14 protein-coding genes are annotated in these 18,003 nt (G+C 52.2%); 13 read left to right on the top strand and 1 reads right to left on the bottom strand.

Annotated features, from left to right (window positions below; all coding sequences use genetic code 11):
• Positions 1-415 precede the first annotated feature (415 nt).
• From ACKGJP_RS36815 to ACKGJP_RS36790, 6 genes are all read left to right on the top strand, one after another.
• On the top strand, positions 416-2,098 hold the full coding sequence (locus ACKGJP_RS36815; protein WP_409343651.1) for a peptidoglycan DD-metalloendopeptidase family protein: 1,683 nt from the start codon (positions 416-418) through the stop codon (positions 2,096-2,098).
• Positions 2,099-2,409: 311 nt separating this feature from the next.
• Entirely contained in the window at positions 2,410-3,147 is a 738-nt protein-coding gene (gene yycF / locus ACKGJP_RS36810) for a response regulator YycF (protein ID WP_409343650.1), read from the top strand.
• Complete coding sequence (gene walK / locus ACKGJP_RS36805; protein ID WP_409343649.1) at positions 3,144-4,979, top strand: cell wall metabolism sensor histidine kinase WalK; 1,836 nt, start codon at positions 3,144-3,146, stop codon at positions 4,977-4,979. The genes yycF and walK overlap by 4 nt, the downstream gene beginning before the upstream one ends.
• The gene (locus ACKGJP_RS36800) at positions 4,979-6,271 is read left to right on the top strand and encodes a YycH family regulatory protein (RefSeq protein WP_409343648.1); all 1,293 of its coding nucleotides are present in this window, start codon (positions 4,979-4,981) and stop codon (positions 6,269-6,271) included. The genes walK and ACKGJP_RS36800 overlap by 1 nt, the downstream gene beginning before the upstream one ends.
• Before the next feature lie 15 nt (positions 6,272-6,286).
• Entirely contained in the window at positions 6,287-7,024 is a 738-nt protein-coding gene (yycI, locus tag ACKGJP_RS36795) for a two-component system regulatory protein YycI (protein WP_409343647.1), read from the top strand.
• Between the two features lie 91 nt (positions 7,025-7,115).
• Positions 7,116-7,916 (top strand): MBL fold metallo-hydrolase, encoded by an 801-nt coding sequence (locus ACKGJP_RS36790; protein ID WP_409343646.1) that lies wholly within the window; start codon positions 7,116-7,118, stop codon positions 7,914-7,916.
• Here the strand turns inward: ACKGJP_RS36790 and ACKGJP_RS36785 are convergent.
• Positions 7,885-8,091, bottom strand: coding sequence for a hypothetical protein (locus ACKGJP_RS36785; RefSeq protein WP_409343645.1), 207 nt, complete (start codon positions 8,089-8,091; stop codon positions 7,885-7,887). The genes ACKGJP_RS36790 and ACKGJP_RS36785 overlap by 32 nt on opposite strands.
• 173 nt (positions 8,092-8,264) lie before the next feature.
• Here ACKGJP_RS36785 and ACKGJP_RS36780 point away from each other — a divergent pair, with 173 nt between their 5' ends.
• The 7 genes from ACKGJP_RS36780 (at position 8,265) to ACKGJP_RS36750 (ending at position 17,934) form a co-directional block, all read left to right on the top strand.
• Positions 8,265-9,401: a S1C family serine protease gene (locus ACKGJP_RS36780; RefSeq protein WP_409343644.1), complete on the top strand. Its 1,137-nt coding sequence runs from the start codon at positions 8,265-8,267 to the stop codon at positions 9,399-9,401.
• Positions 9,402-9,432: 31 nt separating this feature from the next.
• Positions 9,433-9,606 (top strand): CxxH/CxxC protein, encoded by a 174-nt coding sequence (locus ACKGJP_RS36775; protein ID WP_409343643.1) that lies wholly within the window; start codon positions 9,433-9,435, stop codon positions 9,604-9,606.
• A 126-nt stretch (positions 9,607-9,732) separates the two neighbouring features.
• Positions 9,733-10,212, top strand: coding sequence for a 23S rRNA (pseudouridine(1915)-N(3))-methyltransferase RlmH (gene rlmH / locus ACKGJP_RS36770; RefSeq protein WP_409343642.1), 480 nt, complete (start codon positions 9,733-9,735; stop codon positions 10,210-10,212).
• 695 nt (positions 10,213-10,907) lie between these two features.
• A complete protein-coding gene (locus tag ACKGJP_RS36765) occupies positions 10,908-11,483 on the top strand; it encodes a hypothetical protein (RefSeq protein ID WP_409343641.1) in 576 nt (191 codons plus the stop codon).
• Positions 11,484-11,728: 245 nt separating this feature from the next.
• Complete coding sequence (locus ACKGJP_RS36760) at positions 11,729-13,894, top strand: GAF domain-containing sensor histidine kinase (RefSeq protein ID WP_409347355.1); 2,166 nt, start codon at positions 11,729-11,731, stop codon at positions 13,892-13,894.
• Positions 13,891-14,568, top strand: coding sequence for a response regulator (locus ACKGJP_RS36755; RefSeq protein WP_409343640.1), 678 nt, complete (start codon positions 13,891-13,893; stop codon positions 14,566-14,568). Before ACKGJP_RS36760 ends, ACKGJP_RS36755 begins: the two co-directional genes overlap by 4 nt.
• A 285-nt stretch (positions 14,569-14,853) precedes the next feature.
• Entirely contained in the window at positions 14,854-17,934 is a 3,081-nt protein-coding gene (locus ACKGJP_RS36750; RefSeq protein ID WP_409343639.1) for a BTAD domain-containing putative transcriptional regulator, read from the top strand.
• Positions 17,935-18,003: the final 69 nt, after the last annotated feature.

Genomic DNA, 18,003 nt, shown 5'->3' with positions numbered 1-18,003 from the left:
CTTGGCCGATAAGGCTTAAGATTCAGGACCTGCGCACTGCTTGTCCTCCCGGATTATGTCGATATACGACCCCCTTCATATTCATGAAGTGCGGGAAAAAAGGTTGAAAACTCGAACAAGGCTGTGGTAAAGTAAAAAAAACGTCTAATCGTGTAAGGGAAAGTAAGCCAACTGCTATGGTGGTAATTGCTTCGCTTGCATACCTTCCGACAGGGAAGAAATCGGAATATAGGCATTTTGTTATGGTAAAAAAAGGCTATCAATTCGGTTTAGTACTGTGCGACAGCATCAAGAAATTCAACAGGATGCATAGGGAAGCCGCTGGTTGCAGCGGCAGTTTTTATTGGCAAAAACATCGATATCGTCTCATTAGAATGGCATATTCTTACGAAAAATAAGGTAAAAGGAGATCGTCATGACCGTTTTCAAGAATGAAAATTGGATCAAGAAAAAGCTTGCGACTGCTAAGCGGGCTGTTTCGGGCATTCAATTGCAACGCTTGACAGGCAGGATGAAGTCGATGTTCGGCAAAGTCGACCCGATTCTGAACGAACGGGAAGCCGAGTCCGACACAAAGGTTGAAAGCAAAGCAGGAGCAAGCAAGCTTCCGCTGGCTAAGGGACGCATACAGACGACCATGAGCTCGATTCGCCAATCCGTTTGGCCGAAGGAGCTGTACGCGAAGGTTCGCCTTTATAGAATGCAGCTGGCTACGGGAGCAGGAGCGCTCGGTATTGCGGCGGTTGTCACACTGGGCGGCAGCCAGTACGTGAAGATGAATACGACCGAGGTTTTCCACGTCTATTTGGAAGGGCAAGAAGTCGGTATCGTCAGCGATCCGCAGGTGGTAGATGATTTCAAACTTGCCAAAGTCAAGGAAATTGAACAGAAATACCCAGATGTGCATATGGTGCTCAATACCGATGAGGTTACCTTAAAAAGTGAAAAGGCTTACAAGGCGGAGAGCGACAATGACGGTACGCTGACGAAACTTTCGGGCATGATTAAATCCCATGCGGTAGGGGTGCAGCTCCTCATCGAAGGTAAGCCGATCGGGATTTTGAAGGATTCGGATACGGCGGAAGCCTTGTTCGATCAAATCAAAAGCAAATACACCTCCGACAAACCGAAGGACGCCGGGAAAGTAAAGGTGCTTGCTGCGGCGGCTCCTAAGGAGCTTCAGGCGGGAGAGTCGGAAGTCCAGAAAATTGAATTTGTCCAGAAGGTTGAGCTGAAGCCGATCGATATCGAGCCGAATGCCGTTCAGGAAGCGAAGGATCTGGTGCAGAAGCTGGAGACCGGCGATGTTCAGCCGACGAAATATACGGTGGAGAAAGGAGACTGCGTCTCCTGCATCGCCAAGAAATTCAATATTTCCAAGCAGGTTATCTACAAAAACAATCCTTGGATCGCAGACGATATGATCAAGGTCGGGCAGCAGCTCGATCTGACGATGCTCCAACCGACCTTGTCGGTTCGGACGGTGGAGAAGGTCGTGGAGAACCAAGAGATTCAATATGAGACGGAATACGTGCAGGATGATACGGTGCGTGCGGGAATCACGCAGACGATCAGCTCCGGCAAGAACGGTCTCAAGAAGGTTACCTTTAACGTAACGAAAGTGAACGGGCTGATGATGGCGGAAGAACTGCTGAATGAGGAGATCATCCAGGAGCCGGTCAAAGCGAAGGTTCGCAAAGGCACGAAGGTCATTAAAGGCGAAGGAACAGGCAAGTTTGCATGGCCTGTGCTTTCATCGAGCCTCTCGAGCGGCTTCGGCAACCGGTGGGGCGCGTTCCATAAAGGCGTCGACCTGACTTCCGGCAACAAGAGCATTCTTGCATCGGATAACGGGAAAGTCGTTTACGCCGGGTTCAAGTCCGATTACGGCAATCATATTATTATCGACCATCTGAACGGCTACAGAACGCTTTACGGTCACTTAAGCAAGATCGACACAAGCGTCGGCAAAATCGTCGAGAAGGGCGAGAAGATCGGCACGATGGGCAGCACGGGCGATTCGACCGGCGTACATCTTCACTTCGAGGTTCAGAAGGGGACGACACCGGAAAATCCGCTTAAGTATCTAAACCGCTAATCGCAATCATCTATCCTACCCAGAGCAGGGGACGACCATCGTCTCCTGCTCTTTTCATGTTTTCGCTTGGCTGTGTGCTCATCGTCACGTTAAATGCTGCCGGTACCGGCAGGTCTTTAGCTGATGAGTAAGCGCTACGCCTATTATTTCATGTTTTCTTGGCAGAAGGATGGCGTTTATTTGATCCATACCCCCATGACGAAGCCAGCCCTTGCTAAGCCGTGCGATAGGCCCGGTTCGGACAAGCCGCGAAGCTTGCAGGGCTGTTTTGTGTTAGAATAGATAGAAAGAAGACGAAGGGCGGTGGCCTTATGTACGGGAAAATTTTAGTGGTGGACGACGAACGGCCGATTGCGGACATTTTGAAATTTAATCTGGAGAAGGAAGGCTACCAGGTCGTCTGCGCGTACGACGGAGGAGAAGCGGTGGAGCTCGCATTCAGCGAGGACCCCGATCTAATATTGCTCGACTTGATGCTGCCGGTGAAGAACGGCATGGATGTTTGCCGGGAAGTGCGGGCAAAGCGCAACACGCCGATCATCATGCTGACGGCCAAAGACTCGGAGATCGACAAGGTGCTCGGGCTCGAAATGGGGGCTGACGACTACGTCACCAAGCCGTTCGGGACGCGCGAGCTGCTGGCCCGCGTGAAAGCGCATTTGCGCCGTCAGACGCAAGCGCAGACCCAGGCCAACCAACCGGAGGCGGAGGGCGCTCCTGCGCCGCAAGGGCTGCGTATCCATAAGCTGCTTATCGACAGCGACATGTACGTCGTCTATAAGGACGGCGCGCTGCTGGATTTGACGCACCGGGAGTTCGAGCTCATTTACTATATGGCCCGCAACAACGGCAAGGTCATGACCCGCGAGCATCTGCTTCAAGCGGTATGGGGCTACGACTATTACGGCGATGTCCGTACGGTCGATGTGACGATCCGCCGGTTGCGCGAGAAAATCGAAGACGATCCGAGTAAGCCGGAATACATCACAACGCGCAGAGGGCTCGGCTATATGATGCGGAACCCGAAACAGGGCGGCGCTTTTGCATGAGAGGCTTTCGTTTTATCCGGACCATACAAGTCAAATTCATCCTGATCTACGTGCTGCTTATCTTGTTTGCGATGCAATTGATCGGCATCTATTTTGTCCGGACGACGGAAAGCTCCTTTATGGGCACGTTCACCGACTCGCTGAATAAACAGGCGCTGCTGCTGGCGGACTACGTGGAACCCAAATTGTCCGTCAACCAGGACAGCAAGAAGACGGGCGAGGATTCGATCACCGAGTTTCTGCTGGAATGGAACCGCGTCAGCAACTGGGATATTCAAATCATCGATGCGAGCGGCATCGTCATCGCGACGTCGCAGCCGAATTCGAAAGAGATCGTCGGGCAGAAAAATACGCGGCTCGTCGTCAGCCGGGCTTTGCAGAACATCAGAGACAAAGATAACGAGCAGGTGTTTCTCGATGGGGACGGCTTCCGGAAGAAGGCGATCGCCAAGCCGGTGACGAGCGATACGAAAGTCATCGGAGCGGTGTACGTTGTCGCGTCGATGGAGGAGATATACAGCACGTCGAACCGGATTAACCGCATTTTTCTGTCGGGGACGCTGATCTCGATTGCGATGACGGCGCTGCTCGGCGTTATTTTATCGCATACGATTACAAGCCCGATCAAGGAAATTACGAAGCAGGTCACCTCGGTAGCGGAAGGCAATTTCAATCAAAAGGTGAAGGTGTTCAGCTACGACGAGATCGGCCAGCTCAGCTTCGCGTTTAATTACATGACGAATCGGCTGAAGGAAGCGCTGCTGGTCAACGAGGAGGAGAAGGAGAAGCTCTCCTCGATCCTGTCGAACATGAGCGACGGCGTAGTGGCCGCGGACGAATTGGATAACGTCATCCTGATCAACCAGCAGGCGAAGCAGATGCTTCAGCTTGAAGAAAGCGCGGCGCTTGGGGGCAACTTGTACAAGGTGCTGCGGCTCGACAAGGAAGTGGCGATGAGCCGTATCCACGGAGAGCAGAAGGGGACGCCGATCATGATCGAGCTCACGCAGGCGGCGGAGGAGGAAAACCGTAAAATCCGTGTCACCTTTACCCCGATTCACCGGCGCGAGCTGGGCGTGATGGGTACGATCGTCGTGCTTCACGACGTAACGGAGCAGGAGGAGCTGGAGCTGGCGCGGCGCGAGTTCGTGGCGAACGTATCCCATGAGCTGCGGACGCCGCTTACGACGATCAAGAGCTATCTGGAAGCGCTTGAGGACGGCGCAATCGAGGAGACGGCGTTGGCGCACCGTTTTATCGGCGTGACGCGCAGCGAGACGGAACGGATGATTCGGCTCGTTACGGACCTTCTTCACCTGTCGCGGCTGGATTCGAAGCAGGCGATATTGGCGAAGTCGTGGACGAGTGTCGGCGAAATGCTGGAAGAGGTGGCCGACCGGTTTTCATTCCAGCTGCAGCAGCGGCGGATCGAGATCGCCATGAACGTGGAGGACGAGATCGGGGAAGTGCTGCTGGATCGGGACAAAATCGACCAAGTGCTGGACAATCTCGTGTCCAACGCAATCAAATATACCGGGGACGGCGGGAACATTTCGATATCCGCCCGGCTTGTCGATCCGGAGACGGTGGAAGTAGCGGTCAAGGATAACGGAATCGGGATCCCGAAGAAAGATCTGGACCGTATTTTCGAACGGTTTTACCGGGTGGATAAAGCAAGATCGCGAAATATGGGCGGCACGGGTCTAGGCCTGTCGATTGCCCGGGAAATTATAAAGGCGCACGGCGGTACGATTTTTCTGGAATCGGAATATAACCACGGCACGAAGGTAACCTTTACGCTGCCTTATGTAAGGGAGGAGGAAACGGCCTAATGGATAAGTTCAAATCGATCCTCCTTACCTTGCTCGTTGCGACGAGTCTCCTTCAGAGCTATTTCCTTGCTTACGGGACGCCGAAGTTCGAGTCGATCACGCAGACGGATTATTTGGAAACGCAGCTTAACGGCACGCAGGCAGAGCTGTCCGATCTGCTGTACCCGGACGAAATCGTTCTGCATTTCGGGAAGAAGAGCCATACGGTGCTGCCTTTCAATCATCAATTTTACGAGCGGATCTACAACGACTTGCTGAAGAGGCGGACGTTTGACGGGCTGCGCAAGACGAATCTGATCACGGCGGGCATCAATCTCGACGATATCCGGAACAATCAGATCGGGTTCGAGGTACGGTTCAAGGACGCGGTACCGCTCAATATTTTGCAGACGATGCTGCGCATCAACGAGGATTTGCCGACCGACAACGACTACATTACGAAGATTTGGATCTACATCAAGGATAATAAAGAAGACGTCAAAACGTACTTCTTCACGGAAACCGGAACGACCGTTTATGAAGTCGTAAAGGCCGATGTTCTGGCCAAGGATGTGGAGAAGGCGGTAGGGTTCGGGGAATATTTGACGAAATACCACTCCGACAACGGCGATTATTATTTGCCGGATCAGCCGGTCGCCATGGCCAAAATCCGGATGCCGTACACGCAGTTTACGGCCGACCAGCTCAAGCGCAGCTTGTTCGTCGACCCGGGGCTGACGCGTTTCCTGCAGGAGCGGGACGGCTCGCAAATCTACACGGATAGCAAAAAAGGATTGCAGATCAGGCCGGATCAGCGATGGTTCAGCTATTCGGATCCGATATTTACGCCGGCCGAGAGCCGGTCCGACGTCAAGGGCAATCTGCTGTCCGGCATTCAGTTCGTCAACCAGCACGGCGGCTGGAACAGCGCATACATGCTCAGCAAAATTACGCCGAAGCAGTCGTTTGGACCGCAGACGTTCGTATTCAGACAATACGTGGACAATGTCCCGGTCATCAATACGAAACAGGACACGTTCGGCTATATCAAGGTTGTGCTCCAGAAGGGCGTTCTGTCGGGCTACGAGCGTTCGACGGTTATTCCGGATCTTAAAGGGGCGACGCGAAAGGAAGCCTCGCTGCCGGGCGGCAAGGAGCTTGACGAGCTTGTGAACGCCTATCCGCGCAGGGTTATGGCGGTGTCGATTTTCCCGGCGTACCAGGCGGTCGTTACGGATCAGTTTGTGGACTTGATTCCGCGCTGGGCGGTTGAGCTGCGGGACGGTACGTTCGAGTTTTTGGCGGAACGATGAAGCGGGGGTGAACGGATGGATTGGGGACGGGCGAAGACGATTTTGATCGTATCGTTCTTGTTTCTGAATGTGCTGCTCGGCTATCAGCTGTGGGTCACGCGCTTTAGCCAGACATATTCGGAAACCGATACGGCCAGCATTATCGAGGAGACGAACAAGCTGCTCGCGATCAAGAACATCCGGGTGCTTGCCGACGTACCTAAAGATACGCCGAAGCTCGGGCAAATTACGGTGAAGCTGCCTGAGAAATACCGAGACGCCAAGAAGGTTACGCTCCAGCAGCCGATCAAATACGTCAACCTCATCAGCCGAAGCGGGCTGAAAGAAGTCATTGCGAAGCTCCCGGTTGAGAACGCTACTGCGTACAAGCTCGATACGGCGCTGAGCCGCGACGACGAGTATGTTTTCTACCAGATGATGACCGATATGCCGCTCTTTGACGCGACGCTCCATCTGTATGGACAAAAAGGCGAAATCAACGGTTTTAAACAGACGAAGGTTGAAGTACAATCAGGAGGAGAGCACAAAGAGCAGAAGGTTATTTCGGCTTATACGGCGATTCGCAGCCTGGCGGAAAACTTGCCGGAAGGCTCCGTCATCGCGGACGTGCGGCTTGGGTATCATGGGCAGCAGTTCGATTCGGAGACGCAAGTGCTGCTGCCGACTTGGCGCGTCGTGCTTGCCGAAGGAGGACCGTATTACGTCCAGGCGTTCAACGGCGAGCTGGAACGGCCTCAGGAGCAGCGGAAGTAAGTCCGGTGAGGATTCATCTATTGGATCGCCGGTTAAGCATATATGGCAGCATGACAGACAGCATGGACGCAAGGGCAGAGGGAGCAGGAATATGGGGTTACGATTCAGTATTTTATCAAGCGGATCTACGGGTAACGCGACGGTCGTGACGAACGAGGAAACGAACATTCTCGTCGATGCCGGCTTCAGCGCGAAGAAGATCGACGAGCTGCTGCAGGAGCGCGGTATGTGCGGCAACGACTTGGATGCGATTGTGGTGACGCATGAGCACGCCGATCATATTAAAGGACTTGGCGCGGTTGCGCGCAAGTTCGACCTTCCCATCTACGCGAACGAGAAAACGTGGGCGGAGCTGGACCGGCAAATCGGCGAAATCGCCGAAGCCAACAGGCGGGTGCTCGATACGGGCGGGCTGCTTGAGATCGGCACGATGCAGATCGAATCGTTCGGCATTTCGCACGATGCGGCGGAGCCAGTCGGGTACTGCTTTCACGAAGGGGATCAGAAGCTGAGCCTCGCTACCGATCTGGGCTATATGAGCGGCAAGGTCAAAGAGAAAATCAAAGATTCGGACGTACTCGTACTCGAATCCAATCACGATATCGAAATGCTGCGCATGGGCAAATACCCGTGGAACATCAAACGGCGCATCCTCAGCGATGTCGGCCACTTGTCCAATGAAGCGGCAGGCGAAGGCCTGTGCGAAATTCTTTCGTCGAAGACGAAGCGGGTATATTTGGCGCATTTGAGCCGCGATCATAACATGATGGACTTGGCGCGGTTAACGGTTGGCAATATTCTCGAAGAACAGCGGATCACGGAAGATCAAGTGAGGTTGATGGATACGTTTTTCGACCGGCCTACTGCTTGGGATAAATTGGGTCAGGATTGATGGCGTCGAGCTGCACGAGCTTGTTTTCGAGTTCGGTATGGGTGAGCTGACCCTTCTCGATCAACAGCTCTAACAGGGCGCTGATAAGCAGTGTCTGGCGGTAGTGCTGTTCTTTCATGTCGGCCAGTTTGCCGATTAAATCAACCTGCTCCAAATGATTAAAGATACGATTCATCCCGATTCTCCTTTTCTAGGAAACTATGATTTTTGTCTTCCTTTTGTGTTACTATTGTAGTCAAGCGTTAGCGAAAACATTCCGATTATTTTAAATCAAACAACCGATAGGTTACGATAGAAGCCGGGTTCACCGGTTAGGGCTGACGATCCGTCAGAGGGGAGAGGGATGGATTGAGCTTTTTTCACGACGATTTTTATTCCACGAAGATGTCCAAATGGGGACAGCGGGGTTGGAACCGGCAGCCTCAGAACAACGGAGGGATCGTTTGGATAGCGGTCATTTCCGCGGTATTGGGGGCGCTGCTCTGCTTCGGGCTCGTTATGCTCGTCCGTCCGTCCGCTTCCAGCGGGCACGATCAGGTGGTGGTAGCGGCCGATAAGGTGAAGCCTGCAGTGGTCAGCGTGCTCAGCACCATGAAGGATGCGAAGCAGGATAAAACGATGGGCACGGGACTCGGCTCCGGCATCATTTTTCAGAAAACCGGGGGCAAGGCGCGTATCGCCACAAACTTCCACGTCATAGACGGAGGCACTTCGTTCGAAATTGTTCTCCCCGACGGCAAGCATAAGAAAGCGACCGTACTCGGCAAAGATATGTACACGGACTTGGCGGTGCTGGAAACCGACTCGGAAGATATCACCAGCATAGCCGAATTCGGCAATTCGGATCTCCTGAAGGCAGGCCAGACGGCGATTGCGATCGGCAATCCTCTGGGCCTCGACTTCTCGCAAACGGTAACGACCGGAGTCATCAGCCGGCCTAAGAGTAACATTCCGGTGTCGCTTGGGCAGAACGGCGAGCTGGATTGGGAAATCGACGTCATTCAGACGGATGCGGCCATTAACCAAGGCAACAGCGGGGGTCCTTTGGTCGGGCTGGACGGCAAAGTCATCGGCATCAACAGCCTGAAAATCGCCTCCACCGGCGTCGAGGGGCTCGGATTCGCGATTCCGATCAACCAGGCGAAGCCGATTCTTGATGCGCTTATTCAAGACAGCAAAATCAAGCGTCCGGCGATGGGCATTACGCTGGAAGATTTACAATCGTACCAAAGCGGTCTGGAAGTACTAAAATTGCCCGAGAATGTGAAAACTGGAGTTATCGTGCTTGATGCAACGGGTCCTGCCAAAGAAGCGGGGCTGAAGACGAGCGACGTGATCGTCGAGCTCGACGGCAAGCCGGTCAATTCCGCTCTGGCGCTGCGCAAATATTTATACAACGAGAAAAAAATCGGCGATAAACTGTCTATCACATACTACCGCGCCGGGAAAAAGGCCTCCGCTACGCTGACGCTAGCCGAGCTGTAGCGGCCGCGATCACTCAAATTGGGGGATACAAATGTTTGTCGTTTGCAAAGACCATCTCGAGCTGGCGATCGACCGGTTCGTCGATGAATACGAAGATGCGCCGGATCTGATCGACCTGCAGGAGACGCGTTTCGCCGAATGGGCGCCGCCATCCTGCTGCGAAGAGCACGGCTGCGATCAGCTGGGCCGATTTCTGGTCGTGTAAAAGTGGGGGAGCGAGAGCTCTCCTTTTTTGTTGTTGAAGGGATCGAAGCGGGTAAGGGAGAGGGCAAAGGCAACGAAATGCAATGTTCCACGTGGAAATAATGTTAAATAAGGGAGTTTTACGCATATGAACATCCAAATTATCGCGGTCGGCAAGCTGAAAGAAAAGTTTATGGCCGACGGCATTAACGAATATTTGAAGCGGATGGGGCCGTACGCCAAGGTACAGGTCGTCGAGGTTCCGGATGAGAAAGCGCCGGAAACGATGAGCGAGGCTGAGGAGGAGCAAGTCAAGCATCGCGAAGGCGAGCGTATTCTCGCGCACATCAAGGCGGAGACCCACGTCATCGCCCTGGCGATCGACGGCAGCCTCTGGTCGTCCGAGGAGCTGGCGCAGCAGATCGACCGCCTCGGCACGTACGGTCGAAGCCAGCTGGCCTTCGTCATCGGCGGCTCCAACGGCCTCTCCGCCGCCGTACTGAAGCGGGCCGACCAGAAGCTGTCGTTCGGGCGGCTGACGTATCCGCATCAGCTGATGCGGCTTGTTTTGGCCGAGCAGGTGTATCGGGCGTTTAAGATTAATAGGCGGGAACCGTACCATAAATAACGCTAAGTTTTTTTGGTGGAGATCGAGTGAGATTGCTTGAGGGGCATCGAATTCTGGTGCACATGCTCGCAAATTTCAATTCAGCCATACACGCTCCTCTAGAGCTTTTGTGATGTCTCCGTTTAGATGGGCCACTTCGAGGCAATTATCCGTACCACCACCCACCTTTTGAGTGGGGAAATCGGGCTACAAATGGTGTCAAAATTGTCGGTACTGTCACGTTGGAGGAATTGACGCAACTGACGCTTACTAAGCCTAGATTGTGAGGGTGAATCTTGATGTGGGCTACTGCTAAATAGGAGAACACGTAAAGTGCGTGATGCAATTAAAGGGTCGGGCAGCTCACCGAAGAGGTGGGTCTGTACCGGCCCTTGTTCTGTCTGTGGGACACTGGGTCCTACAACCGTATGAGGCAGGGACATTTTTTCCTAGAGAAAGTCAGGACGCAGATCACATCCCATAAAACCTATCTCCAGGTACAATTTTGATTAGCGCTCGGTAGAACCGTTCGTAAAGAAAAAGGAGGAGATTCAATGTCCAATGCAACTGTAGATTTACCACGAATTCAGGCATATTGATTATGGGGGTGATAAAAAGTTTATCCTCCCGGTTCATTTGACTCCGAGATATCTGGTACTATGTAGGACTTCGAATCAAGTTATGCAATATTTCATCACAACTAAGGAGTGATTCATATGGTTAGTCCGGCAGTATTGGCGGACCGCATTCGTTTTGCCGGCCTGGGGTGCTTCATCGGCGGGTTGTTAATAGTAGTGATTTCGAACATCGAATCGCTACTGGAGGTACCTCCCATTATCGTAGATTTAATAGCTATCTCGATGAATCTGGGTCTAGCATGCGGGCCGCTTGGTGTACTCGCGCTTAGTGCCAGCTGGAGTGGCAGGACGAGGCGGGTCGGGTACATCGGCACATCGATTACCCTACTGGGGATTTGTTCTTATCTGGCAGCTATCTTGTCAAAATACTTCGTAGGACATGAGGTCGAATTCTTTTATCCCATTGGAGCGTTCCTGCTTGGAGTCGGTATGCTAACGCTGGGAATTACGGCGTTCGTTGCGCAATGGCTGAAGGGATGGCGTCGGATGGCACCGCTTTTCGTTGGGTTGTACTACGTTGTGATGATTCCGCTTCAAATCGTCTTCTTTATTATTCCTAACGGGGAACCTTCGCCAATACTTCTCGAGCTCTGGAGCGTCACATGGATTTTGCTAGGATATGCCCTCTGGTCAAGTAGGACGCCCCTGAAATAAAATTCTTGCTTATTAAAGGTTCCCTTCTGGGAACCTTGTCTTCATTGAAGCGAAGGCCGCTTCTTGCCGACCGCGCTTCAATGTCTTAGTGTTTTACCTCATATAAAATTCAGGTACCGGTCAGAAGCCGGGGCACACCATCATCTGTAAGAAACTAACCAATTTCTGCATAATTGTGGTAAAATAGAGAGGCGGCAATTGCCGCTAAGGAAATGCAGCTTTCAGGAGGGGAGCGGTAAACGTTGGTGAGATCAGGGCTGCAAACAGAAAGCAAACCTTTGCTGCGGCTGCGGCTGCTCTGGCTGCTGGCCGGCCTTTTCGCTGTAGCCGTAATGATCTATAATTACCCCGATTTCGTAGCACTTCTTTATCAACCTTGTATCGATATGACGAAAGTAGGTTGCAACTACCTACAGCTTCATGCGGACCACCTTCCTGCGCTTGAGCGTTACGGCTTTTCGCTGCAAGGGTATGCCCTTTATGCGCTAATTTGCGATGTCGTCATGACAACCATCTATATAGGGACAGGACTTCTCATATTTTGGCGCGCATCAACAGAGCGCATGGGTTTGTTCGTCTCCCTAATTCTCGTGATCTTCGGCGCGTTCGGCATGTCCGATGTTCATCTGGTGAAAGATCTCCCGCCGCCATTAAATCTGATTGAAATCCTTTTCTTATTTCTGCAATGGCCCTCACTCGGAATTTTTTTCTACACCTTTCCTGATGGGCGATTCGTTCCGCGTTGGTCCTGGATGTTAACCTTTCTTTTCATCATTCAAATTGCATTCTTTATGCTTCCGTATCCTTATAATATTGACAATTGGCCGCCGCTGCTTGGTTTATTGGAACTTTTCGTCGTCTATGGCAGCGCAGCAGCCACGCAATTTTATCGTTATTTCGCTGTTGCTTCCCCTCAGGAGCGGCAGCAAATTAAATGGTTGGCATTCGGATTTTCCATCTCGTTGACATCCCTCACCATTATACACTTGCTTCCTTTGATGATCTCAGATTTAAATCAACCAGACTCCTTCTATCAGCTTCTAGGTCCGATCTTGTTCACGTTTTACTATCTTTCTATCGCGCTTGGCGTCTGTGTCGCCTTGCTCCGTTTCCGGCTTTGGGATATCGATATCGTCATTAATCGCACCGTTGTATATACGTCGGTATCGGTATGTATATTGGCCTTGTATATGCTGGTTGTTTTTGGAGCAAGCATTCTTTTGCACATTAAAAATGAGTGGGTATTATCTGCGCTGGCAACCGCTATGGTTGCTGTGATCATTCAGCCGTTGCGCAACCGACTGCAGCAAGGGGTCAACCGTCTCATGTTCGGGGATCGAATTGACCCCTATCGGGCACTTTCCGTTCTGGGACGGCGTCTGGAGGAGTCTTTGCCTGCGGACAGCTTGCTTCCTACTATTGTAAAAAGTGTCGCTCATGCGCTGAAGCTTCCTTATGTCTCGATTATCTGGAATAGGAAACAGACATCTCATGGTGACGAAAATACGCTAGTAGCGGCTTACTATGGCAATGCTATTGATGAAAGCTCAGCTCTTAGGCTCCCGCTAATTCACCAAGGAGAGCAGGTCGGCGAGTTAATTCTTTCTCCGCGCCAGCGGGGTGAAGAACTGACATCTGCCGATCTGAGACTCGTTCGGGACCTTACCCCCCAAATCGGCATTGCGGTTTACTCGGCGCGCTTGACAGCCGACTTGAAGAAAATGACGGTAGACCTGCAGAATTCAAGGGAACGACTTGTCGCCACGCGCGAAGAGGAGCGGCGTCGCTTACGCCGGGATTTGCATGATGGATTAGGCCCACAGCTATCCAGTCAGACATTTACCTTATCCGCGATCAAAAAGCTGCTGCGGCACGATCCCGGCACTGCGGAACAACTGTTAACAGACGCAATCACGCATGCCCAGCAGGCGATTGTCGATATTCGGCGCTTAGTCTATGCACTCCGTCCGCCTTCCCTCGACGATTTGGGCTTGATTGCGGCCCTGCAGGAGCAAATGAAACATTACAATGCGAGCGGTGTGGTCATGACGCTTGACGCGCCGGATTCGCTTCCTATGTTACCAGCAGCGATCGAAATCGCTTGCTACCGAATTGTCCAGGAGGCGCTGACGAACGTCGTACGGCATGCTCATGCCACCTCTGCCAATGTTCGGCTTCTATTGGAGTCAACACTTACTCTGGAAATATCGGACAATGGTCATGGATTGGCGCCCGGGATCCGCGGCGGCATCGGATTCCATTCGATGCGTGAGCGCGCGGAGGAGCTGGGAGGAACCTTTCTCATCGAAAACTTGCCAAAAATGGGTATGCGGGTAGGTGCATATTTCCCCCTAGTTACCAAAGGATATGGGGATGCTCCAACGGCAAGGAAAGGAGCTGACGTCTCATGAATCGCATCCGCGTTCTCATTGTAGACGATCACCCTGTTTTCCGTTATGGATTACGAGCACTTTTATTAGCGGAAGCGAAAATGGTGGAGGTCGTGGGAGAAGCCACCTCGGGCGACGAAGCAATCGTCTTAGCGGCGCATTGTCATCCTGATGTAATCTTGATGGATATCAACTTGCCGGAAATCAATGGCATTGAAGCAACGCGCCGAATCTTGGCTGCATTGCCTGGTATCAGCATTTTAATGCTCACGATGTTTGACGATGATGATTCTGTATTTTCCGCCATGAGGGCAGGTGCCCGCGGCTATTTGCTCAAAGGAGCCGAAGGTGATGAAGCCATTCGGGCCATTACAGCCGTGAGCAAGGGCGAAGCCATTTTCAGCCCGAGCATCGCGAACCGAATCATCGGTTTCTTCGGGGCGACTCAGAAGCGGCGACAATTCGAAACCGCACCCCTCTTTCCCGAGTTGACAGACCGCGAGAGAGAAGTGCTGACCTTGATTGCGCAAGGTTATTCCAACCCGGCAATCTCAGAACGGCTCGTCCTAAGTCCCAAAACGGTAAGAAACCATGTTTCCACAATTTTTAGCAAATTACAGGTTGCCGGCCGAGCAGAGGCTATTATTTTAGCTCGGGAGGGAGGCCTAGCGAAGGGGATAGAGCGGCAGTTTTGATGCAGTAAGCAGACCTTTCCCTTCGCAGATTGTTGGACCGGGGCTGCGATGACCATTCTTGAGAAGAAAAAAACAAGAGTACCAACCCAGTGAGAAGGCACCCAATCGGGTGCCTTAAAATTTTGCGAAATAGATGATACGCTGAACCGTACCATAAGTAGGGCGAAATTATATCGGTGACACTAATGAGACAAATGTTTGCCAACAAGACGTAGGAATTTACGACTTGTTGTCGAAATTACACTTTATTACTCGTTTTCTGTCTTAATTCCGGAGGGTACCCCGATGATTACTGCAACAAAGATGCATATTCCTCATGAACGGCATACTTTGGTTATTCGCTCGGATTTGATTCGGCTGCTAGATGAGGGCATGGATGCGAAGCTGACGTTCGTATTCGCTCCATCCGGCTATGGGAAAACGACGGCGTTAAGCGAATGGGCCAGACAAAGAGAGAATCCTGTTGCTTGGGTATCACTCGGCAAGCAGGACGACGATTGGATTACATTCTGGAACGTGGTCATCGCTTCGATCCAGAATCGAGTCGAAGGTTTTGGCCGGACTGTTTGGCCACTGCTGGCTCAGGGGTCTTCTGCGTCTTCCGCATCGATGGAGCCGGCAATGACTGCGCTGCTGAACGAGTTGAATCGACTGCCAGGTGAGCTGGTCATCATGTTTGACGATTATCACCTGGTGACGATGCCAGCCATCCAGAAGTCGATGAGCTACTTGCTCGAATACCTTCCCGACCATATTCATTTATATATCGCAAGCCGCAATGACCTTTCCTTCCCGACAACAAGATTGTTGGCGAAAGGTGAGATGCGACGGATTACAATCGAACAATTGCGGTTCCGATCGGAGGAAGTATCTGATTTCTTCCAAGAGACGACGGAATTGAAGCTGTCGGCGGAACAACTCAATATATTGTACAACCAAACCGAAGGCTGGATTGGCGGCTTGCGTCTGGCGGCTATCTCCCTGAAACGGAGCGGCAATGTGGCTGAAATGATCCGTCAATTCAGTGGTCAGCAGCAGCTCATATCTGATTACTTGCTGGAGGAAGTCATTCGCGATCTGCCGGAGGCGATGCGCGATTTTTTGCTGCAAACCTCCGTGTTAAGCCAGATGAATTACGCCTTGTGCGAGGCGGTGACCGGCCAGTCGGGAGGCCAACAACAGCTGGAACAATTGGAACAGCTTCAGCTATTCATTATTCCGTTGGACGATCAACGCAGCTGGTATCGCTATCACCATCTGCTGTCTGATTTTCTACAGTCGATGCTCACTCGAACAGAGCCTGAACTGTGGGTTCAGACTAACGCGCGAGCCGCGCAATGGCTCGAAAATAATGGCTTTGTCGAAGAAGCGGCAGAGCACTATTTGGCAGGGCGGCAGTATGATGACGCCGTTCGCCTGATCGAGAGTCATCTGCATGAATTTCTGATTGGCAGCAAAAACGTCGTCGTTGCTCGCTGGGTGATGAAAGTGCCTGAACAATACGTATCGAGTAGGCCATTCCTTGAGCTTTTTTATTTGTATGCGATGGTTAGTGTTCGGCGGTTTAGCAGCATTCCGGATCGAGCGGAGCGGCTTCGGATCCGTTTCGAAGCGATGAAGGATCATATGGACGATGACGTGTGGTGCGCGACGATGGGAGAAATCTATTATATCTGCGCTGCTGCTGCCTATGTATCCAAAGACCTTGCCAGCACAGCTGAATATTTTATCCGCGGTGATAAGTCTGCACCTAAGCACAGCTTGTTTATTGAAGGCGGTAACAATAGACATTATTCCGTAGAAGAGTTTGATGACCATCTGTGCTACATTAACGACTATCATGGCGCGGCACAATTTTTCACCAGGATGACGAGTCATTGGCGGGATCACGTGAACCATCCGTATGCGACGCCGATGTATGCGTCATACGCCAAGCTATTGTGCGAGTGGAATCGGTTAGAGGAAGCGGAAGTTTGGATCAACCGTATGAACCGCGCGGACGGACTCGCGCCGGTTCCTCGCAATATGTATCAACTGGATGTGGCTGCTTCGAGGATTCAACAAGCGAAGGGGAACTCGCTAAAAGCCGCGGCGCTGCTAGAACAACTTAAGATGAAGATCGATTCACCGGACTATGAAATCTTCCTACGCAAAATCGAAGCGGAACAGGCCAGCCTGGCGGTGCGTCAAGGCGACTTGGCGTCTGCTCAGCGATGGTTGAAGCAATGTGGGATGTCGCACTCGGACGAAGCAACGCTGGACCAAGTGCCCGAACAGCTGGCGCTCGTTCGCGTGCTTGCCGCATGCGGACAATGCGAACCGGCGCTATCTCTCGCAGAGCGGCTGTATCATCTGTTGACGAAGGAAGACCGCTTGCGCGACCGGGTTCACGTTCTGATATTGCAAAGCATGGCGTTGTATCTCGATGGTCGGACGGAGCAGGTGCTGACGAAGCTGGATACCGCACTGCGTATTGCGAAACCGCAAGGATTCATCCGCAGCTTCGTGGACGAAGGAACGGCGATGGCGGAGCTGTTGTCTATTTATGTGCAGTCGTATGGAGACAAGGGTGGGGGATCGACAGATGTGTCCGATTATGCGAGTCTCGTACTAGATGCGTTCAACGTCCATCATACACTTCCACGAATGAAGATTCGATGTTTTGGGCGGTTTCGTGCAGAGACAGAGGACGGCGCTGCGATCAAGTGGCGGACATCCAAAACCGAGGAATTGATGGCCTTTCTTATTCACCATCGCGGCGAGGTGGTGAGCCGGGAGCGCATTCTCGATTCCTTGTGGCGAGAAGTGCAAGTTGATCGGGCAGGGGCCCAGTTTAATACGACGACTCACTATTTGCGAAAAGCTGTAAGTCAAATGGGACTTGACGGTATCGTTCAGCATGTGGAAGGCGGTTACCGAATCGATATGACCCGATTGGACCTTGATATCGAGGGGTGGGATCGGTTGCTGGCCGTTGGAGCTCAAATCGATGACATTGCATTGCGTGACTACGCCGGGGAGCTTGTTCAATTTTACGGACAGGGCTATTTGGCGGGCACTCCGTACGAGTGGGCAGAGCCGACGCGAGTTCGCCTGGGAAGCGAGTACGTCGCGATGTTGCTTCGCCTCCATGATCGTGAGGAGAAGGAAGGGCATTATCAAGCCGCTGCGGAGCTGCTGCGGGAGGCGCTTGCGCATGATCCGCTGAACGAGCACATTCATGAACAGCTTATTCGTTTGCTTGTTTTGGCAGATGACCGTATTTCTGCGATCAAGCAATACGAGGCGCTAAGGATGATGCTGTTAACTGAATTCGGGATTGAGCCCAAGGACACGATGGGGACAATGCTGGATTTTGGCGGATAGGAACAATACGAATACCTGATGAAGCGATCGAATTGTTTAGGTTTTGTTTAGACTGGCTGTGATATGGTG

The sequence above is a fragment of the Paenibacillus litoralis genome, from assembly GCF_046244365.1.
Classification (GTDB): domain Bacteria; phylum Bacillota; class Bacilli; order Paenibacillales; family NBRC-103111; genus Paenibacillus_V.
This window is presented reverse-complemented; position numbering and strand designations above follow the sequence as displayed.

Coding starts and splice junctions, on each gene's coding strand:
- ACKGJP_RS36815 (WP_409343651.1), top strand. CDS start 416: ATGACCGTTTTCAAGAATGAAAATTGGATCAAGAAAAAGCTTGCGACT.
- yycF (WP_409343650.1), top strand. CDS start 2,410: ATGTACGGGAAAATTTTAGTGGTGGACGACGAACGGCCGATTGCGGAC.
- walK (WP_409343649.1), top strand. CDS start 3,144: ATGAGAGGCTTTCGTTTTATCCGGACCATACAAGTCAAATTCATCCTG.
- ACKGJP_RS36800 (WP_409343648.1), top strand. CDS start 4,979: ATGGATAAGTTCAAATCGATCCTCCTTACCTTGCTCGTTGCGACGAGT.
- yycI (WP_409343647.1), top strand. CDS start 6,287: ATGGATTGGGGACGGGCGAAGACGATTTTGATCGTATCGTTCTTGTTT.
- ACKGJP_RS36790 (WP_409343646.1), top strand. CDS start 7,116: ATGGGGTTACGATTCAGTATTTTATCAAGCGGATCTACGGGTAACGCG.
- ACKGJP_RS36785 (WP_409343645.1), bottom strand. CDS start 8,091: ATGAATCGTATCTTTAATCATTTGGAGCAGGTTGATTTAATCGGCAAA.
- ACKGJP_RS36775 (WP_409343643.1), top strand. CDS start 9,433: ATGTTTGTCGTTTGCAAAGACCATCTCGAGCTGGCGATCGACCGGTTC.
- rlmH (WP_409343642.1), top strand. CDS start 9,733: ATGAACATCCAAATTATCGCGGTCGGCAAGCTGAAAGAAAAGTTTATG.
- ACKGJP_RS36765 (WP_409343641.1), top strand. CDS start 10,908: ATGGTTAGTCCGGCAGTATTGGCGGACCGCATTCGTTTTGCCGGCCTG.
- ACKGJP_RS36755 (WP_409343640.1), top strand. CDS start 13,891: ATGAATCGCATCCGCGTTCTCATTGTAGACGATCACCCTGTTTTCCGT.
- ACKGJP_RS36750 (WP_409343639.1), top strand. CDS start 14,854: ATGATTACTGCAACAAAGATGCATATTCCTCATGAACGGCATACTTTG.